The organism is Pseudoduganella umbonata (assembly GCF_014192225.1).
Taxonomy (GTDB): domain Bacteria; phylum Pseudomonadota; class Gammaproteobacteria; order Burkholderiales; family Burkholderiaceae_D; genus Rugamonas; species Rugamonas umbonata.
Map to the genome: position 1 here is coordinate 37,530 of NZ_JACHXS010000004.1, position 25,681 is coordinate 63,210.

Consider the following 25,681-nt stretch of genomic DNA (forward strand, 5'->3'; position numbering starts at 1 on the left):
GCCTCCAGAAACAGCTCATAACGGGAACCTCTGATGAACAAACATACGATCCTGCACCTCCGGACTGCCGCGGCATGGTTCTTTGCGCTGCTACTGTTCTTCCCCATCTTCTGGCTGGGAATGATGGCGTTCAAGACCGAGGCGCAGGCCATCTCGACCCCGCCACTGTTTTTTTTCACGCCAACGCTGGAGAGCTTTCGCGAAGTGATGGCTCGCGACAATTACATCGGCTATGCGATGAACTCGTTGTTCACCAGCGTGCTGTCGACCGTGATTGGTCTTGCAATCGCCTTCCCGGCGGCCTACTCGATGGTGTTCTTTCCTGCCAGAGGCACGCTGGGCCTGCTCAAGTTCATTCTCAGCTCGCGCTACATGCCCGGTGTTGGCGCACTGATGCCGATTTATGTCTGTTACCAGTATTTCGGCCTTCTCGACACGCGTTTCGGCCTGACGCTGATGTTCATGCTGATGAACCTGCCGATCATGATCTGGCTGCTGTACACCAATTTGCGCGAGCTGCCGCGTGAAATCCTCGAAGCGGCGCGCATGGACGGCGCGGGCTTGCTGCACGAGTTCCGCCATATCGTGCTGCCACTCTCCGTGGGGGGCATCGCCTCGACCGGCCTGGTGTGCATGGTCTGGGCCTGGAACGAATCGTTCTGGTCGCTGAACCTGAGTTCCGCCAATGCCGGCACGCTGGCCTGGCTGATCGCCTCCTACTCCAGCCCGGAAGGACTGTTCTGGGCCAAGCTCTCGGCCGCCTCGCTGATGGCCATCGCACCGATCATGGCCCTGGGCTGGTTCTGCCAGAAGCAGCTGGTGCAGGGCATGACGTTCGGCGCCGTCAAATGAATCCCGAAAATAACCTCGACAGGAAGTGACCATGGCTTACCTACAACTGAACAAGATTGAAAAGTACTTCGGCGCGCATCGTGCGATCAAGGGCATCGACCTCACCATTGAAAAGGGCGAATTCGTGGTCTTCGTCGGTCCGTCCGGCTGCGGAAAATCGACGCTGCTGCGCCTGATTGCCGGGCTGGAAACCATCGACGGCGGCAACCTGCGCCTGGACGGCCGCGACATCACGGCCCTGCCCTCGTCCAGGCGCGACCTGGCCATGGTGTTCCAGTCGTACGCGCTGTATCCGCACATGACAGTGTTCGAGAACATGTCCTTCGCCCTCAAGCTTGCCGGCGTGGATCGCGCCATTATCCGCCAGAAGGTCGGCAAGGCGGCGGAGATCCTCGACCTGGGCAAATACCTCGACCGTACCCCGAAGGAGCTGTCGGGAGGCCAGCGCCAGCGCGTCGCCATCGGCCGCGCGATCGTGCGCGATCCGAAGGTATTCCTGTTCGATGAACCGCTGTCGAATCTGGACGCCGCGCTGCGCGTGCAGACCCGTATCGAGATCGCCAAGCTGCACCGCGAACTGGGTGCCACTTCCATCTACGTCACGCACGACCAGGTGGAGGCAATGACGATGGCCGACCGCGTGGTGGTCCTGCGCGACGGACAGATCGAGCAGCACGGCGCGCCGCTCGATCTTTACGACCGGCCGGCCAACCGCTTCGTGGCACAGTTCATCGGCACCCCCAGCATGAACGTGGTCCCGGCCGGCGCGCTGCCGCACCTCGCGGCGCTTGCCGGCACGGAAGGCGACGCAGACGGTTTCGTCGGCATCCGGCCCGAACACGTGCGACTTCACCCGCCGGGCCAGCAATCTGCCGCCGACAGTCTGCCTGCCACCGTGGACATAGTGGAGTCGCTCGGCGTGGAAACCCTAGTGTATGCGCGGCTCGAAAACAACACGCAGGTCATTACGCGCGGCAGCGAGCGCCGCGACCTGCAACCGGGCGACCGGACAAGACTCAGTTTCGACCCCACGGCGGTGCATCACTTCGACCGTCTCGGCAACATCCGTGCCGCAACCGCGCGGGGAGCAATCCAATGACTACCATGATCAAACTGAATCAGGCCGCCCTGGCTCGCCTGCCCGACGGCGTCGCCGGTCCCGCCTACGCACGTTCGAACGTCGCGCGCAGCATCGTCCACATTGGCGTAGGGGGATTTTTCCGCGCACACCAGGCGGTCTACCTGGACCGGCTGCTGCACTTGCCCGATCAGGCCGAATGGGGCTACTGCGGTGTCGGCCTGCTGCCGCATGACGCCGGCATCCGCGATGCCATGCTGGCGCAGGATTGCCTGTACACGGTACTCGAACGCAGCGCGCAGGGCGACGTGCCCCGCGTGATCGGTTCCGTGCTCGAATTCCTTTACGCGCCGGACGATGCGGAAGCCGTACTGGAAAAGCTGGCCGATCCCGGTACGCGCATCGTGGCCCTGACCATCACGGAAGGCGGCTACTACATCAACCAGGGCAACGGCGAGTTCGACGCGGCGCATCCCGACATCGCGCACGACCTGGCGCACCCGCGCACGCCGCGCTGTTCGTTCGGCTACCTTGCCGAAGCACTGCAGCGGCGGCGCGATCGCGGCCTCATGCCGTTTACCGTCATGTCCTGCGACAACCTGCAGAACAATGGCGACCTGACCCGTTCGATGCTGCTGGCGTTCGCCGGCCTGCGCGACCCGGGCCTGGCCGACTGGCTGGCACGGCACGGCGCTTTCCCCAACAGCATGGTCGACCGGATCACGCCTGTCACCACCGACGAGCATCGCGCGCTCCTGCGGCAGCGCTTCGGCCTGGCCGATGCGTGGCCCGTGACCACCGAGCCATTCCTGCAGTGGGTGATCGAGGATCATTTCCCGGCCGGCCGGCCGGCCTGGGAACTGGTGGGCGCCCAGATGACGGACGACGTCGCGCCCTACGAATTGATGAAGCTGCGCCTGCTCAATGCCGGCCACCAGGCGCTGTGCTACATCGGCATGCTGCTGGGGTATGAGTTCGCGCACGAAGCAGTCGGCGATGCAGGGATACGGCAGCTGCTCGGCAGGATGCTGGATGCGGAAGTCACGCCGCTGCTGCCAGCGGTCGCGGGCATCGACCTGGCCCTCTACAAGCGCACCCTGGTCGAACGCTTTGCCAATCCGGCCATCCGCGACCAGCTGGCCCGCATCGGCACCGACGGCTCGGCCCGCATCCCGAAATTCGTGCTGCCATCGGTCCGCGAACAACTCGCGCGCGGCGGTCCGACCACGCTGCTCGCCTTTACCGTGGCATGCTGGTTCCGCTACCTGGCGGGCCGCTCGGACCAGGGCATCGCCCTCCCCCTCAACGACGTGCATGCAGAACGCCTGCGCGACAAGGCACTGCGTGGCGGCGAGGACCCGGCCGACCTGCTGTCGCTGCACGAACTGTTCGGTGAGCTCAGCGACGATCCGCGCTTTGCCGCCCAAATGACCGACGCGCTCGGGCGGCTCTATCGCGACGGGACGCGAGCCGCGCTGAACCATGTGCTGGCTGCCACGCAATAGCGCGCCCGGGTACGTGCGCCGGTCCGCCTCCGCCGGGCCGGCGTGCCTTGCTATACTCAAGGGAACGCAGAGCATACTGCGATGAACAGGAGACTTTCATGCCGACCAAGCGCATCCGCCGCACGCTCGAGATGGAGCACGAGTGCGTGCGCGACCCGAACGAAGGATACGAGCCGAACGGACGGTACGGCTTCATCCGTTACCTGGAACACGGTTTTCCCAGCCCGCTGATCCGCTGGCACTGTCATGACGAGTATGAACTGCACCTCATCTGCGCGACCAGCGGCAGGGTTTTTGTCGGCGACTATATCGGCCAGTTCGAGCCCGGGCACCTGGTACTGACCGGTCCGCGCGTACCGCATAACTGGGTGTCGCTCGATACGCCCGCCGAGGGCGTCAGGCTGCGCGATATGGTGTTGCAGTTTTCTCATGCGCCGCTGGAACAGATGGCGCATGCCATCCCGGAAGTGAAGGCAATCCTGCCGCTGCTGCAGCGTGCCAGCTATGGCATCGAATTTTCCGACCTGAGCGATCGGGCCAGGGAACGCTTCATCCGCATACGCGAAGCCAGCGGACTGCCCCGCTTTATCGAATTCCTCACATTGCTGAGCGAACTGGCCGCCACGACCGACTACCGCCTGCTGTCGACAGTTCCCATGCAGTCCTCCGATGACGATGATGCGCTGGCACGTGTCAGCGCGGCCGTGGATTTCATCGTGCAGAACATCACCACGCAGTTCTCGATGAAGGATATTGCCCAGCAGCTGGACATGTCCGAACGCATGTTCACCCGCTTCTTTCGCAGCGCCACGGGTAACAGCTTCACCGATTTCGTGAACCGCCTGCGGGTCAACAAGGCGTGCCAGCTGCTGATGGAAACCGAACTGTATGTCACCAACATCTGCTACAACGTCGGCTTCAACAACGTGGCAAATTTCAACCGCCGCTTCCTCGAACTCAAGGGCATGACACCCAAGGAGTTCCGCCAGCAATCCCAGGCGCGCTTCGGCGCCTGACTGCGCCCCAAAGTATCGGTTTCCGCGACAAATCCGCGTAGTTTCCTGTCCAGTGGCACGGCAAGATGCGCAATGGAGCCGGCGTTCCGCCGGCCGAGGACAAGGAGAATGACATGGTGGTGACATATGGCGAGGCACTGGTCGACCTGATCGAGCAGCCTGATGGGCGCTTTGCCGCGGTACTGGGTGGTGCGGTGTGCAATTTCACCCTGGCGGCAGCACGCCAGGGCATGCAGGCAAGCTACCTCAACCCGCTCTCGTCGGACAGTTTTGGCGAGCGTTTCGCACGGCATCTCGAGGCAGCCGGCATCCGCCTGGCCTGCGGCACACGCAGTGCACTACCGACCTCGCTGGCGGTGGTCACGCTGGATGCGCACAAGGTGCCATCGTATGCGTTCCATCGCGCCGCGGTAGCGGACCGCGATATCACGCCCGAGGAAGCCTGCGCGCTGCTCCCGGCGGCGCCATCGCTGTTCCATACCGGCGGCCTGGCCCTGCTGCCCGAGGACATCGACGCCACGCTGCGCATCGCCACGGCGGCGATCGATGCGGGCGCACTGCTTTCGGTCGACGCCAATCTGCGTCCCCTGGCCGTTGCCGATCAGGCGCTCTACGTGGCCGGGGTACGGCGCGCGCTCGACGTGGCGCACCTGATCAAGGTCAGTGACGAAGACCTGCTGTACATGGGAATGCGCAGCCCGGACCCGTTGTCCGCCGCACGCACGCTGTTCGATGGCACGGCGGCACGGCTGATCGCGCTGACGCTGGGCGAGCGCGGCGCGGTGCTGTTGTCGCGCCAGTCCAGCTTTGCCTTGCCGATTCCGCCGGGCGTGACCGTCGTGGACACGGTCGGCGCAGGCGACTGCTTCCAGGCAGGCCTGGTAGCCAGCCTGCACCAGGCAGGTGTGCTGTCGGCGGAGGCCCTGTCCGAACTGGCGCCCGGCACCATGGGACGTGCACTCGAATATGCCATTGCCACTGCCAGCATCAATGTCATGCGCGAGGGTTGCAGCCCGCCCCTGCGTGCGGAAGTCGAGACCCTGCTCGCCGCGTCCCGATAGCGGATGGCTGCAGTGCCGCAGAGTATCGATACTCGCGGTTTCCGTATCGATCCAGGCCGCTCCCCGCTGCTAGACTTTCTTTACGGTGGCCCGGCTGCCCCACCATGACAAAAACACGATGGAGACAGCCATGATTAATCCCCTGGCGGCCGATCGGCCGCGAGGCGCCGGCTAGACCCGCGCCTGGTAGCGCCGGAAAGCGTCCAGCGCTGCCACCCAATCACAGCATCAATCAACAAGTGTTACCCCAGGGCGGCGCGATGTACTCGCACGCCTGGAAGAAACCAAAAACAACCAGACAGGAGACAAACATGTACTACCGCACCGGAAGATCCAGACTATTGGCCGCCCTCCTCGCAGCGACCTGCGGCGGCGCCGCTGCCGACAGCGGCCAGGACCGGGAAGGATTTCACGCCTATATGCGCGTCGGCACCGGGACCTCGGCCAGCAACGACCGCGGCCCGCAAAGCTGCTATAGCCTGGGCGGCAATACTGTGCCGTACCGCCTCGGCAACGACTGCGACTCGGTGTTCGAAGGCGGTTATACCAAGACCGTGGCGCAGTCGGGCGACGTGCAATACGTCGCCACGATCTGGGGCGCTGCCTACAGCAACAAGACCGGTTTCCAGGATGCCAAGATCGACTTGCTGAAGGGTTATATCGAAGCGAAGGGCCTGGACTTCCTGCGCGGTGGCACCGCATGGATCGGCAAGCGCTATTACAACCGGCCCAGCATTCACATGATGGATTTCCAGTACATCAATTTCAGCGGCACCGGTGCCGGGCTTGACAAAGTTGGACTAGGGCCGGGGAAGTTCTCTTACGCGTTCTTCAAGGACAACGACCTCAACCTCACCGGGCCGGATGGACGGGTTCTGGACAGCACGGCCGCGATCCGGCAGAACCTGGCGTACCAGGAGTTGCCTGTCAATGCCGGCGGCACCATCGACGTTGCCCTATCCCTCATTACGGCGCAAGGCACGGAAGCACGGGGCGAACGGCACGACGGCTGGCAGGTGTCGGTTTTCCACAAGCAGAAAAACGTGCTCGGGGGCGCCAATACCTTCGGCATCCAGCACGGTGTCGGTCCCGGTACCGGCATTGGCGGCAGCCACGGCGGCATGGGAGCGTCCGGCAGTACGCTGCTGGGGGCGGACGTGACCCGCACGCGCATGCTCGATAACCTGTGGATTCAACCGACCTGGAATCTCGGCATGGAGATGATTGCGCTGGTCCAGAAGGACAAGTCCAACGCGAACGGGTCGAGTACCTGGATGTCGATGGGCGTGCGCCCGGTGTACGCGCTCGCCAGGCATCTCAAGCTGATCGGGGAGTTCAGCGCGGACCGCGTGACTTCACCTAACGGAGGCCCGGCAAAGCGGCTGACCAAGCTGACCTTCGCGCCCACCATTGCTGCTGGCCCGGATTTATGGGCACGTCCCGAATTGCGCGCATTCGTGACCTACGGCAGGTGGAACAACGCGGCAACGGCATCCGTGAATGCTGCCAACAACTCCGGACCGGTCTATAACAACGGGACAAGCGGGACTTCTTTCGGATTCCACGCCGAAGCCTGGTTCTAAACTGCACGCCAGCAAGGCTAGCCGCCTCGCGCGCGTATGGCCATATGCCGTACGCACCGCCTCCTGCAGCAGTGCCGGTGCTTACCCAGCATCGATTGTGCTGCAGCACCCTGTCGATCGATGGGCACGGCTTATAGCCTCTTGCAGGGCGCGTTTCCGTGGCCGCTTCAGTTGAAGCGGCCACGGTTTCCACCGATGCTATAGCGGCCCGCACCCAGCAAGGCAACGGCGACAGCGAGGTACATTCCCTGCAATTCGCGAGTCCAGCCGCCGGTCTCGTTCAGCGAAAAGAACTGACCGGCATGCGCCAGTAACAGCGCGACGACCATGTTGACGACGACCATGAGCGCAGCTCCCCGGGTGAACAAGCCGGCCAGCATCAGCACGGGGCGATGACTTCACCAATATCTACCAGTAGCCCAGCGCGGGTGGCAAACCGATTTTGCCGAGCATACTGGTGATGAAGCCGATTCCTCCCATCAGTTTGAAATGCCGTGGAACATTTGCGTCGCGAGGACGCGCCTCGGTCGGCGGTGGGCTGGGGGATCGGCTTGCAGTGTGCACAGGCGATGGCTGAGAGCCGTGGCGGTAGCGTCTGCGTCGACAGCTCTCTTGGAACCGGAACGGCCTTCCTGGTTGATGTGTCGGTGGACTGCCGGCCTTTCGCCGGCCTATCGAGCGAGTAACTCCCTTGCGGGCACTTCCCGATCGGCGTTTCAGCTACAGGCTGCTCATTCCCACTCGATGCGCTGTCCATAAGATAGCGCCCTCCATATCCTGTGGTGTGCCAAATCAGGCCACTGCACCTAGCTTTCTCAGCATGGGCAGAGTATGGTCACGGAACTGCACCGCGCGTTTCGTCAATTCACGCAGTTGCATCTCGTCCGATTCCACAGGTTTTCCGTCAATGACGATACGCTGTCCCTGCCGCGCCAGCACCGATGCGGCGAACGATGCCCATGCCTCGACATCGTCTTTTCCGCTCTGCGCGCGTGCCAGCGTAAACAGCTGCTGGAAGCGGTCCACCGTCATGGATCCACCTGTCGCCGGCAGTGCGAATTCATGGAAATCGGTACTGGATTTCGCCAGCGTGCACAGATGCAAATTCAGCTTCTGCGCTTGCGGCGCGGCGCGGGCAATTACGTCGTCGTCCTGCAGGACGGCCACTTTCCCGCTACCTGCCAAAATGAATACCGCCTGCAATACCTGCAGTTTATTCACCTGGTGCTCCCGCGCTCCACGCTCGCTCAGTTCACCGATCGTGTGGGTGCCCTGGTCCGCCAGCATGTCCAGCAACGGGCCATACACAGTCTCCTGCAGCGTCACATCGCCACGTGGACTCGTGATTTTCAGGGCGACCTGCTCGCGCGATGTCAACATCACGATACGGCATGCGTTCAGGCGTTCTTCCTGGTCGAGCGGGCTCAGTCGCCGCGCACCGCGAACCCAGTAGTCGCGCCGGAACGTCTGGTTCACGATGAAGTCACGGACCGTCTGGGCAAAATGCGTGTCCCCTATCTCTGCGACCAGTTTTTGCTGTTCAGGGCTGAGATTGATCGCATCGATATGATCGTGATAGTGCGCGGAACATGCATAGGTAAGCTTGGCAGGCTCGAGCCACCGCGCCATGTGCGCAAAACCGATCGGTACCCAGTCGCGGTTGAAATATTCATGCGCGAGGTAGGCACGGTTCTGCTCTTTCGCCTTTTCAAAGCGGAGCTTGGCATTGGGGTTTGCGCGCACGAAGAGCGGATCGGTGGCAAACAGCCGTTCCACGAAATTGAAGCTTTGGTCCACACGTGCCAGCGAACCGCTGCCGGCCGCCCCCATCACATTGGCATGCTCCGTCAGCAAATCCCGGACCGGTGCCATGCCGGCCCAGCCCGGCTGGGTGTTATAGCTGATGTAAAGAACCCCGCCGACCTTCAGCTTGCGGCGGACGAAGTCGACGATGATGCGCCTGTTCTCGTCGGAGATCCAACTGAAAATACCGTGCAATCCGATGAAGTCGAATTCCGGCAAGTCGGTACGCAAGCAGAATTCGGAAAACGCCTGGTCGTTGAGGTGCAGGTTTGCACCGGAGGCAGCGGCCAGTTCACGGGCGAACCCTGCCTGCGACGGATTGAAATCGGTGCCGTGCCACTCCGTTACCGACGCTGCGGCATGAATGTTGACGCTCATGCCCTGGCCGAAGCCAAGCTCGCAGGCCGTACCGTTTTCCGGCGGCACGAGTCCCGCCATCAGGAACGCCAGCTTGATACGTTGCGGGTTCAGTTCGGCGTATGTGCCAAAGGTATATCCAACGTCGGCAACGTAGCCGGCGGTCCAGTCAGACATGCAAACTCCTCTCAAGGTCTCAATGTAATATCCCGCGCCCTGTTATTTCAAGGCAGGCATGGAACCGTTGGCAATTCCCAAGGAAGACAGGCGCGGGGACGTGGATGCACGGGCACCAGCACATATTGCCATCTAGAAATTGCGATTTTGATCACTTTACAGGACCGTACTTGCGCTGACTAGGTAGTCGTGACCGCTTGTAGTTATAAGGTGCACTAATGAATTTCCCGACGGAGAGAAGGCTTACGGCACCGACAACGCGCAAGCACGTTCTCGGCCCAGGTCTTGGTGATGGATATTGACGGGGTCATACAAGCTGGCGCCGCACGGGTAGACAAATCAGAAAATCGGCTACAACACCACGACATTGATCGCAGTGAGCGCGATGTACTTGGCCTTGCATGGACTTGCATGGACTTGCATGCATGGCTCTCGCAGCCACTGAACTGCCAGCTCGACCTGGTTACAATCGGCATGTACGAGACACCCGTGCAGACCCCTGCCGGTCAAGCCGGCTTCACCTGCACGCCCTGTTTTTCACCTCAGGGCCGGCATCTTGTCCAACAATTTGTCAAGCGTGACTGGGTAATCACGCACACGAATGCCCGTGGCGTTATGGATGGCATTCGCCACCGCCGCGCTCACACCGCACAGCCCGAGTTCTCCCACGCCCTTCGCTTTCATCGGCGACGTCATCGCATCGACTTCATCGAGGAAAATGACTTCCTGGTGCGGAATGTCGGCGTGTACTGGCACCTCGTATCCAGCCAGATCATGGTTCACGAAGAAGCCCAGCCGCTTGTCGACAGCAAGCGCTTCCATGATGGCGCCGCCCACGCCCATCGTCATCGCGCCGATCACCTGGCTGCGCGCGGTCTTGGGGTTGAGGATGCGGCCGGCGGCGCAAACCGCCAGCATGCGGCGGATGCGGATTTCCGCAGTCGCGATGTCCACGCCCACCTCGACGAAATGCGCGCCGAACGTGCTTTGCTGGGCATGTCTCGCCAGGTCACCGTATTCCATCGTGTCCTCGGCGGCAATCTCCCCGTTCGCCGCCACGTCGCGCAGCGACATCGAACGCCCGCCAGCGGCCACGACGCCCCCGGTGAAGTCTGCCTGTTCCACATCCAGGCCAGCCTTACGGGCAATCTCTTCACGCAATTTCACGCACGCAGCATAGACGCCGGCCGTCGAACTGTTTGCGCCCCACTGCCCGCCCGAACCCGCCGACACCGGAAAGTCCGAGTCGCCAAGCCGCACGGCGATGCGTTCGATCGGCAAGCCAAGCATCTCGGCAGCGGTCTGCGCGATAATGGTGTAGGAGCCGGTACCGATATCGGTCATGTCCGTCTCCACCGTTACCGTTCCATCGCGTTCCAGCCGCACCCGCGCCGCGGATTTCATGTTCATGTTGTTGCGGAAGGCCGATGCTACGCCCATGCCGACCAGCCAGCGGCCATCGCGTACCTTTCCCGGCGTCGCGCTGCGGTTTTTCCACGCGAAGCGATCCGCTCCCTGGCGCAGACACTCGACGAAGCGGCGCTGCGAGAATCTGCGTTCGCGCTTTTGCGGGTCCACCGTGGTGTCGTTGATGATCCGGAAGGTCACCGGATCCATCTTCAGCTTTTCCGCCATTTCATCCATCGCGATCTCCAGCGCCATCAGGCCCGGCGCCTCACCTGGCGCACGCATCGCATTGCCTTCCGGCAGATCGAGGGTGGCGAGCAGCAGCCGGGTCATGCGGTTGGCCCCCGCGTAGAGAAGGCGGGTCTGCTGCACGGCAGTTTCCGGCTTGCCGTCCGGCAGGTTGCCGGACCAGCTCTCGTGCGCGATCGCCGAAATCCGGCCCTCGCGCGTGGCACCGATCCGGATGCGCTGAATGGTCGCCGGACGGTGGGTCGTGTTGTTGATGATCAGCGCGCGCTGCATCGTCACCTTGACGGGGCGTCGCGCCACCCTGGCGCCCAGCGCCGCCAGCAGCGCCTCGGCACGCAGGAACAGCTTGCCGCCGAAGCCGCCGCCGATATACGGGGAAACGAGGCGCACGTTTTCCGCAGGAATGCCCAGCGTTTTGGCCAGGTCGTTCTTGGTCCAGTTGATCATCTGGTTCGAGGTCCACACCGTCAGCTTGTCGCCATCCCAGCGCGCGGTCGAGGCATACGGCTCCATCATCGCGTGCGTCTGATCCGGCGTGGTGTAGGTCGCATCGAGCCTGACCGGCGCGGCGGCAAAGCCGCCCTCGAAGTCGCCGGCGCCTACATCTTGCCTGGGGATCGACGTTGCCGATTTCATCGCGGCCGCCAGATCGTAGCTGCCCTGCTGTTTCACATAGTCCGCTTTGACGAGCGAAGCGGCCGCGCGGGCTTGTTCGAACGTTTCGGCAACGACCAGGGCGATCGCCTGGTGATAATGATCGATCTCGGGTCCGCCCAGCAGCCTGGCGGTATTGAAATTGCCCAGCCCGAGCTTGCCCGCATTCTCATGGGTGACGACAGCAATGACTCCCGGCGCACGCCGGGCCGCAGCCGTGTCGATCGCAGCGATCCTGCCTTTGGCAATCGCCGCGCCGACGACATGGCCGTAGACTGCGCCGGGCACCGCTGCATGCTGCTCATAGGCATAGGGCGCGGTGCCAGTAGTTTTCAACGGGCCGTCGATCCGGTCGGCCGGCTTGCCGACGACCCGCAGGCGGTCAATCGGATTGGTGGTGGCTGCTGTAGTGAATTTCATGTCCTCATGCTCCCCGTGCTTCGGCTAGTACCGCATCGATCGTGCGCTGCACCAGTACCACTTTGAAGGCGTTCTCGTCGGTCGTGCGTGCGCCCGCGAGCAACCCCTCAGTCACCGCCTTGCCACCGCGCGGCAGAGCCTGTTCTGCGCCCGGCACGCGCCATGGCTTGTGCGCCACGCCGCCAAGGGTCACGCGGCCGCCGCCGTCGGGCTGCACCACTGCCGCCACCGAGATCAGTGCAAAGGCGTAGGATGCGCGGTCGCGCACCTTGTGATAGAAGTGCTTGCCGCCGAGCGGCTTGGGCAGCGTGACCGCAGTGATCAGTTCGCCCGGCTGCAACGCGTGTTCAATATGCGGCGTATTGCCTGGCAGGCGGTAGAAATCGGCGATCGGAATCGTGCGCGCCTTGCCGTCCGGGTTGACGGTCTCGACGCCCGCGTCGAGCAGCTGCATGGCCACTGCCATGTCGCTTGGATGCGTCGCGATACACGCATCGCTCTGACCGACGATCGCATGGCCCCGTGTAAAGCCGCCGATTGCCGCACAGCCGCTGCCGGGCACGCGTTTGTTGCAGGCCATGTTGGTGTCGTAGAAGTACGGGCAGCGTGTGCGCTGCAGCAGGTTGCCGGCCGTGGTGGCCTTGTTGCGCAGCTGGGCCGAGGCGCCCGCCAGCAGCGCACGCGACAGCACGCCGTAGTCGCGGCGCACGCGCGCATCCGCCGCCAGGTCGGTGTTTCGTACCAGGGCGCCGATGCGCAGGCCGCCCTCCGGCGTTGGCTCGACCTTGTCGAGACCGAGGCCATTGACGTCGATCAGATGGGCCGGCGTCTCGATTTCGAGCTTCATCAAGTCCAGCAGGTTCGTGCCACCGGCAATGAAACGCGTGTTCGGCTTTTGCAGCGCCGCGGCTGCCGCTTCGGCCGGTGTTTTTGCGCGTTGGTAAGTGAATGCCTTCATGCCTTGCCTCCCCCGACTTCGGTGATCGCGTCGACGATGTTTGAATAAGCACCGCAGCGGCAGATATTGCCGCTCATGCGCTCGCGGATTTCGGCCGCCGACAGCAGCGGCTTCGCGTTCAGGTCGGCGCTTGCGTGGCTGGGAATGCCGCGCCGCACCTCGTCAAGTACCGCCACGGCCGAGCAGATCTGGCCTGGCGTACAGTAGCCGCACTGGTAGCCGTCATGCTTGATGAAGGCGGCCTGCATTGGATGCAGCTTGCCGGGCTGGCCCAGGCCTTCGATCGTCGTGACCTCGGCCCCTTCATGCATCACCGCCAGGCTGAGGCAGGAATTGATGCGGCGGCCATCGACGATCACGGTGCAGGCACCGCATTGGCCCTGGTCGCAGCCCTTCTTGGTACCCGTCAGGTGCAGGTGCTCGCGCAGCAGGTCGAGCAACGTGGTGCGGGTGTCGACGTCCAGCTCGACCTGCCGGCCATTGACGCGCAGCGCGACCTTGCCCGTCGCCGGCGCGGGGGTCGATGCCGCCGTGCCCGCTTCGGCCAGCGCCTGTGCATGGCCAACGGCCGGCAGCGCGGTAGCGGTCGCGGACAGGGCGCCGGTGATCAGCAGGTCACGCCGGGTCTGATTGATGTCATGGTGGTCCATCGGGATGCTTCCTTTCAATTCGGGAATGCGTGGCGGACATTGGCATCGCGGCAGGCACGGCGCCGCATGGGGTCATGGTTCATTGAAGACTTCCTTGGCGATCAGGATCGGCCCCCACGCCATTCGGCCAGCCGGTATAGAACGCAAGATGCGTGATGGCCTCCACCAGTTCCGCTTCCGTCAAGCCATTCTGTCGGCAAGGCGGTGCCAAGGATGCTTCTGACCAGATGTTTCATCGGTGGTTTCTGTCGATGACGATGGTTCATGGCTGGTACTGCGCGTCGCTGACCTTCTCCATCCAGTCGGTCGTCTTGCCGTCCAGCGATTCGGTGATCGCTACGTGGCTCATGCCTGTCGAAACACTCGCGCCGTGCCAGTGCTTGGCACCGGGGGGAATCGAGACAACATCGCCAGGATGGATTTCCTGCTGCGCCCCGCCCCATTGCTGCACGCGGCCCACGCCCGAGGTCACGATCAGGGTCTGGCCCAGCGGGTGGACATGCCATGCCGTCCTCGCCCCGGGTTCAAATGTGACCACGCCGCCGGAAACGCGGCCGGGCGCGGACGCCCGGAATGGCGAGTCGACGCGCACAGAACCGGTGAAATTCTGGGCCGGTCCGGCGCGGGAGGGCTGCGAGCCGGCACGGTTGACCGTTACGCTTGCCTGTGCCTGTTCCGCGGCACACGCCGCGCCGATTGCACTCGACAGTGTCATGGCGACCAGGGCGCTTTTCATCATGGGGGTATCTTTCGTATCGAGGTTGGAAACAGGCTCGCCGCTCACACCGTGCGCGGCAGGCGGACCAGGGCTTGTCCAGCGTGATCGGATGATCGCTCACGCTGACGCCATCGCGTTGTGGACGGCATCGACGATAGCGGCAGGCACGCCGCCGATTCCTGGTAAGCCTCCGACTTGCATTTTCTTCACTGTACCGGACAAGACTGAAAATGATTAGCTACAAAATATCGCAAGGCGTTATTAGTAGAACTAATCAATGGGAACCGCCAAGAGCCGATGAACCGGTGCTCCGGTGCTCTATGCCGTAAGTGTTTGATGGCCTTCGCCCTGAAGCGGGTTGCTTTGTGTAGCCAGCCAACTCATGGCGCTTGTGCCCATTCCTGCGCCGAATCGATGGCCCGCATCGATCCATGCAGTATCCGACTGACGTTCCATGTTTTCACAGCACCGCGACGCCGTTGCATAACCGCAGCGGGGCAATCCCCGGATCGGTTTAACTGCCTGACTCATAAGCGCCACTAATTAGCTCATGCGGATTCCACCTCTTAATCACTGCCTGCACACGCGCTATAGTTGGCGTCAAACGAACGAGCCAGCGCTTTGGCAACGATGACTACAGAAAAAGAGGATCGAGTCATGCCTATCAAATCGGCCAACATGCAGGGGCCTCCACACTCCGCCGCATCCGAAGTACGCTTCCCAGCCAATCAAACGGCCATACTTGCGATCATCATGGTGAGCTACGTGATGATTGTCCTCGACATCTCGATCGTCATCACGGGCTTACCGAAAATCCAAGCCGAACTCGGTTTCAGCAGCGAGGGGCTTTCATGGGTATCCAACGCCTATACCTTGGTGTTCGGAGGTTTCCTGCTGTTGGGCGCCCGGGCCGGCGATATTCTCGGCCGGCGCAGGATGTTTATCGTAGGCTTGTCGATCTTCATGGTGTCATCGCTCATGATCGGCATGGCCGGCACAGCCTCGTGGCTTGTGGGTGCACGCGCCGTGCAAGGCCTTGGATCCGCTATCCTGGCTCCTTCGACTCTGGCATTATTGCAAACCAACTTCCCGGCAGGCCCACAGCGGACCCGAGCGATTTCCTTCTATGCGTCGGCTGCGGGAATTTCGGCCAGTATCGGGCTGGTGCTGGGTGGCGTGCTGGCGGACTGGCTTTCCTGGCGCGTCGGCTTTTTCATCAACGTGCCGATTGGTCTGGGCCTGATCATTGCAGCATTACGGCACATCGAGGAAACCGCGCAACATCCTGGCACTTTCGATATTGCCGGTGCGATCACATCGACCCTCGGCATGAGCGCCCTGGTATTTGGCATTGTCGATTCGGTGGCGGCGGAGGGAGCGCCCCTGCGGCCTGCTGTGGCAGTGCTCGCTGGGATAATCTTGCTGAGCATCTTTGTTTTCCTGGAAGCGCGTGCCAAACAGCCAATCATGCCACTGCGACTTTTTGCCAGTCGCGAGCGATCTGGCGCGTATGCCGTGCGCATGCTCTTCCTTGGCGCAAACGTCGGTTTCTTCTTCTTTTCCACGCAATATATGCAGGGTGTACTGGGCTATAGTCCCGCCCAGGCTGGCCTGGCGTTCCTGCCGGCGATGATCGTTAATTTCATCGCAGCGCTTGCTGCCCCCAGGGTAATCGCCCGGTTCGGCAGCCGTATCGTTCTTTTCGGCAGCATGCTGTCGGGATTGCTTGGCATGTTACTGCTGGGCCAAGTATCTGTCGGCACGACTTACCTCAGCGGGCTGGCTGTGCCTATGCTGCTGATCGGCCTGGGCCAGGGAGGCGCCTTGGGGCCATTGACTTCGGCGGGCATCGCCAATGTTTCAGCAAGCGACGCAGGCGCAGCGTCCGGGCTCGTCAATGTAGCGCATCAATTGGGCAGTTCGCTCGGGCTCGGCTTGCAGATCGCTGCGTCGGCTATCGGAGCGAGGGCTTTGACGGGCAGGCTCCTGCTCACCCACAGGATCGGAAACGCCATGCTGTGCGCCGCCGCGATGCTTGTGGTGGGATTACTCATTGCATTCTTCACCGCGAGACGGCCCGATACGGACGTAACCATCGCTGCATGAAGTGAATAACAGTCAAAGCTGCATAAAGGAGGAAAACATCATGAGCACGGCCGTCAAAAAGGTTCTGGTCGTTGGCGCAACGGGAAGTATTGGCCGGCAGGTCATCATCGAAGGCAACCAGGCAAAACTTGCCATGCGCGCGCTGGTACGGGACCGTAAGCAGGCCGAATTGTTTCCGACCGGCGTCGAAGTAGCGGTTGGCGACCTGACAGAATCATCTTCGCTTGGCCCTGCATTGGATGGCATCGACGCTGTCGTGTTCACGCACGGCGCCAATGGTCGTCCTCCCGGACCGGAAGCAGTCGACTATGGCGCAGTACGCAACGTGCTCGCTGCCCTGGCAGGCAGGCAGGTTCGCATTGCGCTGATGACGACGGTTGCAGTAACCGACCGCAAGGGCGCGCATGACTGGAAACGGCGTGGCGAGCGGTTGGTTCGCGCGAGTGGCATGCCCTATACCATCGTGCGGCCGGGCTGGTTCGATGCCAATCGACCTGGCCAGCATCGCATCGTTATGCTGCAAGGGGACAGGAACCAGTCGGGCACACCCCGCGACGGTGTCATCGCACGCCAGCAGCTGGCACGAGTACTATTGTGGAGTGTCCGATCCGACGCAGCCCGGGGAAAAACCTTCGAGCTGACCTCCGACGACGGCCCGGAACAGGACGACCTCGATGTCGTAGCGGAAAAACTCGACAGGGATATCCAGGGTGCACTCGATGCTGTCCATGATGCGCCCAACATGGCCCTTAGTGCCGAGCCTGACAGCGTGCGCAACGACCTGCAACACGTACGCGGCCGTTCGCCACAGCATTGAGATTCGGTCACCTGCTTCGGCGATGGCCAGGCAGTCCGGGTGCTCCGGCAGCACATTGCCGGGACCGGGCGCAAGGCGCACATGCATGTTCGATAACTCGTGGAGTTGGCCAGCTTGAACCTCGGCGCTCGTGAAAGCACGGTTACAGCGGTTCAAGTTGAATGAAAACGACTCGAGCAACCAGGCCGCGCTGGCCGCGGGCCGGAATATGTGCTCACCGAGCATTACCCAATTGATTAGCCTGGCTTATAGCTTCTTGCGCAATTCCCGTACTATTCGCATTCAATCGTCTCCAGTAAAGTTGACAACACTTTTGGCGGCTTGCGCGGCATGATGCATCGCCCTCCTCCCGCCGACGGCAGTACCTTGCCACGCATCGCTCACCCAATACTGGAGGATCGCTCATGGGATTTCCCGATGGACCCGACACTACCCGCCGTGACTTTTTGAAAGCCAGTGCCGCGACGGCGGCGGCAACCGCCGTGCCACTTGTCACCTACGCCCAGGACAACGACAACGCAACTGCGCCGCCGCCGAAAGCCACGGTTTCGTTGACCGTCAATGGCAAGAGCCAGTCGCTGGAACTCGACACACGGACCACGCTGCTCGATGCACTGCGCGAGCATCTTCACCTGACAGGCACCAAGAAAGGCTGCGACCAGGGCCAGTGTGGCGCCTGCACGGTGCTCGTGGGTGGCCGCCGCATCAATTCCTGCCTGTCGCTGGCGGTCATGCATGAAGGCGACAGCATCACGACGATTGAAGGGCTGGGTCAGCCGGACAAACTGCACCCGATGCAGGCAGCGTTCGTCAAACACGACGGCTACCAGTGCGGCTACTGCACGCCGGGCCAGATCTGCTCGGCCGTGGCCGTGCTCGATGAAATCAAGCGTGGCATCCCCAGCCACGTGACGGCCGACCTGGGTACCAGGCCCCTGCTGTCCGCCGCCGAACTACGCGAGCGGATGAGCGGGAACCTGTGCCGCTGCGGCGGCTACTCCAACATCATCGACGCGATCGTCGAAGTCGGCGGCAAAGCATGAAGGCTTTCACTTACGAGCGCGCACGCACACCCGCCGAAGCAGCGGCAATGGCTGCGCGTCAGCCCGGTACCCGCTTCATCGCCGGAGGCACGAACCTGCTCGACTTGATGAAGCTCGAGATCGAAACGCCTGCCCATCTGGTCGACGTCAATGGCTTGGGACTGGACAAGATCGAGCCGACGGCAGATGGGCGTCTGCGCATCGGCGCGCTGGTGCGCAATACCGACCTGGCAGCGGATGTTCGCATTCGCCGATTCTATGGCGTATTGTCGCGGGCGCTGCTGGCAGGCGCCTCGGCGCAGTTGCGCAACAAGGCGACCACCGCCGGCAACCTGCTGCAGCGCACCCGCTGCCCCTATTTCTACGACACCAACCAGGCATGCAACAAGCGCCTGCCGGAAAGCGGCTGCTCGGCGATCGGAGGCCATACCCGTGGCCATGCGGTCATCGGCCACAGCGATGCCTGCATCGCCACCCATCCAAGCGACATGGCGGTGGCCATGCAACTGCTCGATGCCGGCATCGAAACGGTAAGGCCGGACGGCAGTACGCGCACGATTCCGATCGCGGATTTCTACCGCCTGCCCGGCAATACACCGCACGTGGAACACACGCTGACGGCCGGAGAGCTGATAACCTCAGTGACGCTGCCCAAGCCGCTTGGCGGCAAGCACGTGTATCACAAGGTGCGCGATCGGGCCTCCTATGCGTTTGCACTCGTTTCCGTGGCCGCAATCGTGCAGCCCGACGGCACGGGCCGCGTGGCCTTGGGCGGCGTCGCCCACAAGCCATGGCGCGTACCCGCAGCCGATGCACTGTTGCCGCAGGGAGCGAAAGCCACCGCGGCCAGCCTGCTGGCCGGCGCCAAGCCCATGGAGGATAACGCTTTCAAGGTGCCCCTGGTCGAGCGCACGCTCGATGCCATACTTGCCGACGCGAGGACAAGCAAATCATGAAATTCGATACTCCTGCAAGCCGCAACCCTATCGACCGTCTGAAAGTGGTGGGCCAGCCGACCGCGCGCATCGACGGTCCACTCAAAACCACCGGCACCGCAACTTACGCCTACGAACAACACAATGCCGCCCCCGGCGCCGCGTACGGCTACATCGTCGGCGCCGGCATTGCCAAGGGACGGATCGAGTCGATCGACGTCGACCGGGCGAAAGCCGCGCCTGGCGTACTTGGCATCGTCACCGCCGCCAATGCGGGAAAACTCGGCGTCGGCGCGTTCTATGTTGCCCGCGCACTTGCCGGCCCGGACGTCGACCACTATCACCAGGCGGTGGCGATCGTGGTTGCCGAGACGTTCGAGCAGGCGCGCGCCGCTGCCCATCTGGTGCGTGTACGTTATGCGCGCGGCGAAGGCAGCTTCGATCTCGAACAGGCACGAGGCAAGAAGCCCGCGCAGCAGCCACTGCAACAGAAGCGATTCGCGGACACCGCCGTTGGTGATTTCGACGGTGCCTTCGCTGCCGCGCCAGTGACGCTGGACGCTACCTACACGACCCCCGATCACGGCCATGCAATGATGGAGCCGCATGCCACGATCGCGGCGTGGCATGGCGACAAGCTGACGCTGTGGACAGCCATTCAGCTGGTAAGCTGGGGCATGCGCGATGTGGCGAAGACCCTGGACATCCCAAAAGAAAACATCCGCATCGTTTCGCCATACATTGGCGGCGGTTTCGGCGGCAAGGGCTCCATCCTCGCCGACGCCGTGCTGGCCGCTGTCGCCGCAAAACAGATAGGGCGGCCCGTCAAGGTGACCTTGCAGCGCGCGCTCATGTTCAACAACACCACGCACCGCGCCGCCACGATCCAGCGTATTCGCATCGGTGCAGGCAACGATGGACGCATCACGGCAATCGGCCACGAAAGCTGGTCCGGCAACCTCGGCAACCAGCCGGAATTCGCTACTGCGCCGACGCGCATGCTATATGCCGGTGCCAATCGCATGACGCGCCTGCGCGTCGCGCATCTCGACCTGCCGGAAGCCAATGCGATGCGCGCCCCGGGGGAAACGCCGGGCATGATGGCACTCGAGATCGCGATGGACGAGATGGCGGAAAAACTCGGCCTCGATCCGGTAGCCTTCCGGATCCTGAACGATACCTTGGTCGATCCCGAAGCACCCCAGAGACCGTTCTCGAAACGCCAGTTCGTGGAGTGCCTGCAAACGGGTGCCGAGCGCTTCGGCTGGAAGGCCCGCAGCGCGCGGCCGGCCATGCGGCGCGAAGGCCGCTGGATGATCGGTATGGGCGTAGCGGCGGCGATTCGCGGTGCGCCCGTCGCGAAGTCCGCCGCCAGCGTACGGCTCGATAACCGCGGCACCGTAATAGTGGAAACCGATATGACCGATATCGGAACCGGTAGCTACACCATCATTGCGCAGACCGCCGCTGAAATGCTGGGTGTGGGGCTGGACAAGGTAACCGTGCGCCTCGGCGACTCGACCTTTCCGGAAGGCGCCGGTTCGGGCGGCCAGTGGGGTGCGGCCTCCTCGACCGCGGGGGTGTACGCGGCGTGCGTGAAGTTGCGCGAGATGATCGCGCAACGGCTCGGCATGACGAGCACCGACATCGAATTTATCGGTGGGCGCGTGCGTGCAGGTGGGCTCAGCCGACCGTTGCTCGACGCCGTCGCTGCCGGCGAGCTGGTCGCGCAGGATTTCATGGAATATGGCGACCTTGCCAGGCGCTTCGCGCAGCAGACCTTCGGCGCACATTTCGCCGAGGTTGCCGTGGACTCGGCCACCGGCGAGATCCGCATCCGGCGCATGCTGGCGGTGTGCGCCGCGGGCCGCATCCTGAACCCGCTTGCGGCGCGCAGCCAGATCATCGGCGGCATGACGATGGGCGCCGGTGCGGCACTCATGGAAGAACTCGTGGTGGACAAGCGAATCGGATTTTTCGTCAATCACGACCTGGCCAGTTACGAAGTTCCCGTGCACGCCGACATCCCGCACCAGGAAGTGATATTTTTGGATGAAGTGGATCCTACCGCCGGCCCACTGAAGGCCAAGGGTGTCGGAGAGCTCGGCATCAGTGGCGTGCCCGCGGCAATCGCCAACGCTGTTTATAACGCCACGGGCATCCGCGTGCGCGATTATCCGGTCACGCTGGACAAGCTGCTCGACCGCCTGCCCCGGCAGGCGACCTAACGAAAGAAGTCATCGGGTGGCCGGCATGGCACCCGTCGAAAGGAATGGATTATGGAATACGTGACACTCAATAATGGCCTGCGCATGCCGATTCTCGGATTCGGCGTGTTCCAGATCCCCGATCCGCAGGAATGCGAACGCGCGGTGATCGATGCGATTGCCGCGGGCTACCGCCAGATCGACACGGCAGCGTCTTATATGAACGAAGCATCCGTCGGCAATGGCGTCAGGAACAGCGGTGTTGGCCGCGAGGACCTGTTCATTACCAGCAAGCTGTGGGTACAGCACACCGGCTATGAAAACACCCAGCGGGCAATTGATGACTCCCTGCGGCGCCTGCAGCTTGATTACCTCGATCTGTACCTGATTCACCAGCCCTATGGTGACGTGCACGGCTCGTGGCGAGCAATGGAAGAGGCATACCGGGCCGGCAAGCTGCGTGCGATCGGCGTCAGCAATTTCCAGCCAGACCGGTTAATGGACATCATCGCGTTCAATGAAATCAAGCCTGCGGTGAACCAGGTCGAAATCAACCCGTTCCACCAGCAAGCGGAAGAAGCGGCGTTCATGGCCGAAAATGGTGTGCAGGCCCAGGCCTGGGCACCATTCGCCGAGGGCAAGAACAACTTGTTCCAGAACGAGGTACTGGCGGCCATCGCCGGGAAGCACGGCAAGTCCATCGGCCAGGTCGTGCTGCGCTGGCTGGTACAGCGCAATATCGTGGCACTCGCGAAAACCGTGCGCCGTGAACGCATGGCCGAGAATCTTGCGGTGTTCGATTTCGTGCTCGACGATGCAGACCTCGCCGGCATTGCAACGCTGGAGACGGCCGCCAGCAGCTTCTTCTCCCATCGCGATCCCGCCATCGTCAAGTGGATGAGCGAACGTCGGCTCGACATATGATGAAGCATATGTCGATGATGATGCCGGCCGCCGCGGCAATGCTGCTGGCAACGGGGATGGCTCTCGCAGCCGAACCGTCAGCCGCAAGGGTAACCGTCACGCGGGTTGGCGCGCAGCCTTCTACGGCCGGCCCGGAAAAAAATTTCACAGGAATCGTGCGTGTCGATTCGCGCTTCCAGGCGGAAGCACCAGGCCGCGTGGGCGGCGGCGTGGTGACGTTCGAACCCGCGGCGCGCACCGCGTGGCATTCGCATCCGCTGGGGCAAACGCTGATCGTCACCGCCGGCGTCGGCTGGGTGGGTCAATGGGGGCAGCCGGTCGAGGAAATGCGGCCGGGCGACATTGTGTGGATCCCGCCTGGCGTGAAGCACTGGCATGGCGCCAGCCGGTCCATGGGCATGAGTCATGTGGCGATAGCCGAAGCGCTTGATGGGAAATCGACTGACTGGATGGAAAAGGTTACCGATGCACAGTACCAGCGATGATCACCACCGCGTAAACGACATCCTTTCCTGGACGGCCGCCAATCGGTGTGAATACCGGGCCGGGGTGAAACCCACAGCCGGTGATACTGGTCCCTGACGAGTCACCCACCAGCTGCAGCTTGACGCTCGGCAGCAGACAGAACGGTGTCCGGACTGTCCTGCAGCCAACATCAGATGATATTCCACGACTACCGTGGATCAACTTTAAGGACATGACATGGTCTTCGTAGACAAGTCTAAAATCATTCCGCTATTTTTCGCATTGACGATCGGATGCGCCACAGCGGCGCCCGTGAGAGCCGACGCAGTCCCGCAGACCCCGGCACCAACCGCTGCGGCTCAAGCGGCAGGTATGACGGGCAAGCCTGTCCGCGAAGCGCTTTCTGCAACTGAAAAAAATGTTTTGGCGTTGTCGCAGCAGATGTGGCGGTGGATGTCGGATCGAAACACGGAAGCACTCACCACGCTCTATAACGACAAAGTCATGTTCGTCCACATGAGCAGGACGTTGACCAAGAGTGAGGAGCTCGATGTCATTAAAAGCGGCAATATCCAGTACAAGAAAGTCGACATACAGGAATCCTCTGTGCGGCTCGTCGACAGCACCGCCATCGTATTGACGAAGATGCGACTTGGAGCGGTGGTGGGGGGCAATGAGGTGACCAATCCCTTTATGGTGACCGAGGTGTATGTGCGTCAAGGCAAAACCTGGACATTAGCCTCGCTCGCTTTCACGCGACTTCTTGGTGACTAATGCTTCGCGCCGGCGGCACCAGAAGTGAATCGCCCCGGTCGCCATTGTGGCTTGCCCCCACGCGGAATTACGAAGGCGCGCCCGAATGACAGCGCCGCTCTCAATGCTCGGCTATAAAATATTCAAGAGGCGCCACACAGGAATTTTTTCGGCCGCGAATTTTTCAGCCAATAATTTGAGTTCCGGAAGGTTGTCAATCTCTGACCGTTGAGCCGAGCCTTCTCGAAACATGCGTCGTCTGATGGGTGCCATGGTCTGCCAAACGTGACGTGCCAGCGTGACGGGCTCGTCCTCAGCCACGCCTTGTGACAAGGCAAGGTAAAAAAGGCGTTCGATTGAATCGGCCGCGACACCGCTACCGAGCAGAGGTGAACAAAACGCGGCATGTTCGTCGCCATAACGCACCTGAGCAGCGAGGACGTTATTGAGGAGTTTTGCCTTTTCACAGCCAGAGATGACATTGGCGGAATTATATAACTCTACCTGATTCGACGCGCACAGCAGCACCGCAATTTGTGCAAGTTCCTGCATGCTTAAAACGTTAAGGGCAGGAATCTTGGCTAGCTCTCCCAAGGTATGGGGCCGCACTGCTATGGCATCGAGGACCGCGTCATACAATACGGTCTCAGGACTGAAATCGCCCACTGTAAGCTTTATTTCTGCCGTAGCTGCCGTGCGCGGGACCATCAGGACAAGGCCGACTTGCTCCAGGAGCTCCCCTTGCCGGACCAGACCGATTCGGTTTTGACCACGCACAAAAACGTCCTTCCTGAACGAGGTATTCCAAAAGTAGTCTTTCAGCGTTTCGCGCACTTCCGGGGTGTTAATTTGTTCCAGAAGTGCAGCCATTTCCTCGTTTAGAAACAATGATGGATAGGCAAAGGGAAGGTCGGCAGAACCGATAAATGTCATTTTAGCCGAGGCAAAGTTACGGGCAACATCGGCGTGAAAGAGTGGCTTCCAGTCCCTATGCATGTACTCATGGACCAGATAGTTTGGGTTTGCAGTGCGCAGGGTATGGGTACGGATGCTCAGAGCAGGATTTTGCGTCAGATAAGCAGCTTGTGCATGCACTAATGCATCAACAAGTTCGCTCGCCCCCTTGATCGTTTGATCGCTTCGGTTTGGGAATAGACCAGCGTACTCGACCACAAGGCGTTGTAAAGGAAGCGCTGCCGCCCAGCCGGGCATAGCGTTATAGCTGACATAAACCACTCCGCCAGGCTTCAGGTACCGGTTGACGAAGCTGACGATATGCCGACGATTCTCCTCGTTCACCCAAGTGTAAACCCCGTGCATTGTGATAAAGTCCAACGGCGGCAGGTCAACGCACCCATTTGCAAGTTCCTCGAAACTGTTTTCGAGCAGAGTAAGGTTTTCTAGTTGCGCCAGGCCAGTCAGGCGGTTGGCACTTGCCACATGCGATGGATTGAAGTCAGCAGCGAAGAAGCGACCATTGGGATTGCCCGCTGCAAGGATCTGTGCGGTTAAACCGCGGCCACATCCGAGATCAAAGTATGTGAAAGGCTGGTCCAGCGCAACCGGCTCACATCCATTAAGGATACAGACCAAATTCAGCCATGTTGGGCTTTGCTCTCGGTAAAAGCCAGCGGTGTACTCAATGTCAGATGTATATCCTGCGGTCCAATCCATTCTGTTTCCTATTCTAAAAGTGTAATATTTTCCGCTGGCTTTCGAATCGCTGTGTTCCAGTTTATCCGCTGAAAACGCTGCCGCACGTTCTTTCGTCGCAAACGCTGCTCGACGCCAGCATGCCGCTCACGTCATGCATGAAGTGACCGCATCACGCCAATTGAAGGACTGGGCCAGCCGGACAAACTGCCTCCGATACAGGCGGTATTCGTAAAAGATGAAGGTAGCCAACACTGTTATTGAGCGCCCGGCCAAATCTGCTCGGCCGT

Annotated in this window: 21 protein-coding genes; 14 read left to right on the plus strand and 7 right to left on the minus strand. The window is 61.7% G+C overall.

Annotated features, from left to right (window positions below; translation table 11 throughout):
- Window positions 1–33 precede the first annotated feature (33 nt).
- From FHS02_RS12045 to FHS02_RS12070, 6 genes are all read left to right on the plus strand, one after another.
- On the plus strand, window positions 34–852 hold the full coding sequence (locus tag FHS02_RS12045; protein ID WP_137312027.1) for a carbohydrate ABC transporter permease: 819 nt from the start codon (window positions 34–36) through the stop codon (window positions 850–852).
- A gap of 31 nt (window positions 853–883) precedes the next feature.
- The gene (locus FHS02_RS12050) at window positions 884–1,951 is read left to right on the plus strand and encodes an ABC transporter ATP-binding protein (RefSeq protein WP_137312026.1); all 1,068 of its coding nucleotides are present in this window, start codon (window positions 884–886) and stop codon (window positions 1,949–1,951) included.
- Window positions 1,952–1,956: 5 nt separating this feature from the next.
- Window positions 1,957–3,435, plus strand: a complete 1,479-nt coding sequence (locus tag FHS02_RS12055) for a mannitol dehydrogenase family protein (RefSeq protein ID WP_229422453.1) — start codon at window positions 1,957–1,959, stop codon at window positions 3,433–3,435.
- A gap of 98 nt (window positions 3,436–3,533) precedes the next feature.
- Window positions 3,534–4,451: a helix-turn-helix domain-containing protein gene (locus FHS02_RS12060; RefSeq protein ID WP_137312024.1), complete on the plus strand. Its 918-nt coding sequence runs from the start codon at window positions 3,534–3,536 to the stop codon at window positions 4,449–4,451.
- A 113-nt stretch (window positions 4,452–4,564) separates the two neighbouring features.
- A complete protein-coding gene (locus FHS02_RS12065) occupies window positions 4,565–5,512 on the plus strand; it encodes a PfkB family carbohydrate kinase (RefSeq protein ID WP_175424655.1) in 948 nt (315 codons plus the stop codon).
- Between the two features lie 311 nt (window positions 5,513–5,823).
- Entirely contained in the window at window positions 5,824–7,095 is a 1,272-nt protein-coding gene (locus FHS02_RS12070; RefSeq protein ID WP_137312022.1) for a maltoporin, read from the plus strand.
- A 167-nt stretch (window positions 7,096–7,262) separates the two neighbouring features.
- Here FHS02_RS12070 and FHS02_RS12075 read toward each other — a convergent pair whose 3' ends face one another.
- From FHS02_RS12075 to FHS02_RS12105, 6 genes are all read right to left on the minus strand, one after another.
- The gene (locus FHS02_RS12075; RefSeq protein WP_175424654.1) at window positions 7,263–7,439 is read right to left on the minus strand and encodes a hypothetical protein; all 177 of its coding nucleotides are present in this window, start codon (window positions 7,437–7,439) and stop codon (window positions 7,263–7,265) included.
- 448 nt (window positions 7,440–7,887) lie between these two features.
- Window positions 7,888–9,432 (minus strand): class I SAM-dependent methyltransferase, encoded by a 1,545-nt coding sequence (locus tag FHS02_RS12080; RefSeq protein WP_137312021.1) that lies wholly within the window; start codon window positions 9,430–9,432, stop codon window positions 7,888–7,890.
- A gap of 537 nt (window positions 9,433–9,969) precedes the next feature.
- Entirely contained in the window at window positions 9,970–12,162 is a 2,193-nt protein-coding gene (gene paoC, locus FHS02_RS12085; protein WP_137312020.1) for an aldehyde oxidoreductase molybdenum-binding subunit PaoC, read from the minus strand.
- A gap of 4 nt (window positions 12,163–12,166) precedes the next feature.
- Entirely contained in the window at window positions 12,167–13,120 is a 954-nt protein-coding gene (locus FHS02_RS12090; protein ID WP_137312019.1) for an FAD binding domain-containing protein, read from the minus strand.
- A complete protein-coding gene (paoA, locus tag FHS02_RS12095; protein WP_137312018.1) occupies window positions 13,117–13,770 on the minus strand; it encodes an aldehyde dehydrogenase iron-sulfur subunit PaoA in 654 nt (217 codons plus the stop codon). Before paoA (FHS02_RS12095) ends, FHS02_RS12090 begins: the two co-directional genes overlap by 4 nt.
- Before the next feature lie 262 nt (window positions 13,771–14,032).
- A complete protein-coding gene (locus FHS02_RS12105; protein WP_229422452.1) occupies window positions 14,033–14,509 on the minus strand; it encodes a (R)-mandelonitrile lyase in 477 nt (158 codons plus the stop codon).
- Between the two features lie 636 nt (window positions 14,510–15,145).
- Between FHS02_RS12105 and FHS02_RS12110 the strand changes: the two genes are divergently transcribed.
- From FHS02_RS12110 to FHS02_RS12145, 8 genes are all read left to right on the plus strand, one after another.
- Entirely contained in the window at window positions 15,146–16,594 is a 1,449-nt protein-coding gene (locus FHS02_RS12110) for an MFS transporter (protein ID WP_307722181.1), read from the plus strand.
- A gap of 40 nt (window positions 16,595–16,634) precedes the next feature.
- Window positions 16,635–17,411, plus strand: coding sequence for an SDR family oxidoreductase (locus FHS02_RS12115; protein ID WP_137312017.1), 777 nt, complete (start codon window positions 16,635–16,637; stop codon window positions 17,409–17,411).
- A gap of 404 nt (window positions 17,412–17,815) precedes the next feature.
- Window positions 17,816–18,454, plus strand: coding sequence for an aldehyde dehydrogenase iron-sulfur subunit PaoA (paoA, locus tag FHS02_RS12120; RefSeq protein WP_137312016.1), 639 nt, complete (start codon window positions 17,816–17,818; stop codon window positions 18,452–18,454).
- Entirely contained in the window at window positions 18,451–19,410 is a 960-nt protein-coding gene (locus FHS02_RS12125; protein ID WP_137312015.1) for an FAD binding domain-containing protein, read from the plus strand. The genes paoA (FHS02_RS12120) and FHS02_RS12125 overlap by 4 nt, the downstream gene beginning before the upstream one ends.
- On the plus strand, window positions 19,407–21,617 hold the full coding sequence (gene paoC / locus FHS02_RS12130; protein WP_137312014.1) for an aldehyde oxidoreductase molybdenum-binding subunit PaoC: 2,211 nt from the start codon (window positions 19,407–19,409) through the stop codon (window positions 21,615–21,617). Before FHS02_RS12125 ends, paoC (FHS02_RS12130) begins: the two co-directional genes overlap by 4 nt.
- A gap of 51 nt (window positions 21,618–21,668) precedes the next feature.
- Window positions 21,669–22,520, plus strand: a complete 852-nt coding sequence (locus FHS02_RS12135; RefSeq protein WP_137312013.1) for an aldo/keto reductase — start codon at window positions 21,669–21,671, stop codon at window positions 22,518–22,520.
- A 14-nt stretch (window positions 22,521–22,534) separates the two neighbouring features.
- Window positions 22,535–23,005, plus strand: coding sequence for a (R)-mandelonitrile lyase (locus FHS02_RS12140; protein WP_229430073.1), 471 nt, complete (start codon window positions 22,535–22,537; stop codon window positions 23,003–23,005).
- A 217-nt stretch (window positions 23,006–23,222) separates the two neighbouring features.
- Window positions 23,223–23,759 (plus strand): nuclear transport factor 2 family protein, encoded by a 537-nt coding sequence (locus tag FHS02_RS12145; RefSeq protein ID WP_137312012.1) that lies wholly within the window; start codon window positions 23,223–23,225, stop codon window positions 23,757–23,759.
- Between the two features lie 111 nt (window positions 23,760–23,870).
- Here FHS02_RS12145 and FHS02_RS12150 read toward each other — a convergent pair whose 3' ends face one another.
- Window positions 23,871–25,412: a class I SAM-dependent methyltransferase gene (locus FHS02_RS12150; RefSeq protein ID WP_137312011.1), complete on the minus strand. Its 1,542-nt coding sequence runs from the start codon at window positions 25,410–25,412 to the stop codon at window positions 23,871–23,873.
- Window positions 25,413–25,681 lie beyond the last annotated feature (269 nt).

Bases quoted from the DNA above. Each gene is read 5' to 3' on its own strand.
- FHS02_RS12090 (WP_137312019.1), bottom strand. From the start codon at position 13,120: ATGAAGGCATTCACTTACCAACGCGCAAAAACACCGGCCGAAGCGGCA.
- FHS02_RS12075 (WP_175424654.1), bottom strand. From the start codon at position 7,439: ATGGTCGTCGTCAACATGGTCGTCGCGCTGTTACTGGCGCATGCCGGT.
- paoC (WP_137312020.1), bottom strand. From the start codon at position 12,162: ATGAAATTCACTACAGCAGCCACCACCAATCCGATTGACCGCCTGCGG.
- FHS02_RS12065 (WP_175424655.1), top strand. From the start codon at position 4,565: ATGGTGGTGACATATGGCGAGGCACTGGTCGACCTGATCGAGCAGCCT.
- FHS02_RS12115 (WP_137312017.1), top strand. From the start codon at position 16,635: ATGAGCACGGCCGTCAAAAAGGTTCTGGTCGTTGGCGCAACGGGAAGT.
- FHS02_RS12125 (WP_137312015.1), top strand. From the start codon at position 18,451: ATGAAGGCTTTCACTTACGAGCGCGCACGCACACCCGCCGAAGCAGCG.
- FHS02_RS12110 (WP_307722181.1), top strand. From the start codon at position 15,146: ATGCCTATCAAATCGGCCAACATGCAGGGGCCTCCACACTCCGCCGCA.
- FHS02_RS12135 (WP_137312013.1), top strand. From the start codon at position 21,669: ATGGAATACGTGACACTCAATAATGGCCTGCGCATGCCGATTCTCGGA.
- FHS02_RS12060 (WP_137312024.1), top strand. From the start codon at position 3,534: ATGCCGACCAAGCGCATCCGCCGCACGCTCGAGATGGAGCACGAGTGC.
- paoC (WP_137312014.1), top strand. From the start codon at position 19,407: ATGAAATTCGATACTCCTGCAAGCCGCAACCCTATCGACCGTCTGAAA.
- FHS02_RS12045 (WP_137312027.1), top strand. From the start codon at position 34: ATGAACAAACATACGATCCTGCACCTCCGGACTGCCGCGGCATGGTTC.
- FHS02_RS12050 (WP_137312026.1), top strand. From the start codon at position 884: ATGGCTTACCTACAACTGAACAAGATTGAAAAGTACTTCGGCGCGCAT.
- paoA (WP_137312018.1), bottom strand. From the start codon at position 13,770: ATGGACCACCATGACATCAATCAGACCCGGCGTGACCTGCTGATCACC.
- FHS02_RS12140 (WP_229430073.1), top strand. From the start codon at position 22,535: ATGATGATGCCGGCCGCCGCGGCAATGCTGCTGGCAACGGGGATGGCT.
- FHS02_RS12105 (WP_229422452.1), bottom strand. From the start codon at position 14,509: ATGATGAAAAGCGCCCTGGTCGCCATGACACTGTCGAGTGCAATCGGC.
- FHS02_RS12055 (WP_229422453.1), top strand. From the start codon at position 1,957: ATGATCAAACTGAATCAGGCCGCCCTGGCTCGCCTGCCCGACGGCGTC.
- paoA (WP_137312016.1), top strand. From the start codon at position 17,816: ATGGGATTTCCCGATGGACCCGACACTACCCGCCGTGACTTTTTGAAA.
- FHS02_RS12070 (WP_137312022.1), top strand. From the start codon at position 5,824: ATGTACTACCGCACCGGAAGATCCAGACTATTGGCCGCCCTCCTCGCA.
- FHS02_RS12145 (WP_137312012.1), top strand. From the start codon at position 23,223: ATGGTCTTCGTAGACAAGTCTAAAATCATTCCGCTATTTTTCGCATTG.
- FHS02_RS12150 (WP_137312011.1), bottom strand. From the start codon at position 25,412: ATGGATTGGACCGCAGGATATACATCTGACATTGAGTACACCGCTGGC.
- FHS02_RS12080 (WP_137312021.1), bottom strand. From the start codon at position 9,432: ATGTCTGACTGGACCGCCGGCTACGTTGCCGACGTTGGATATACCTTT.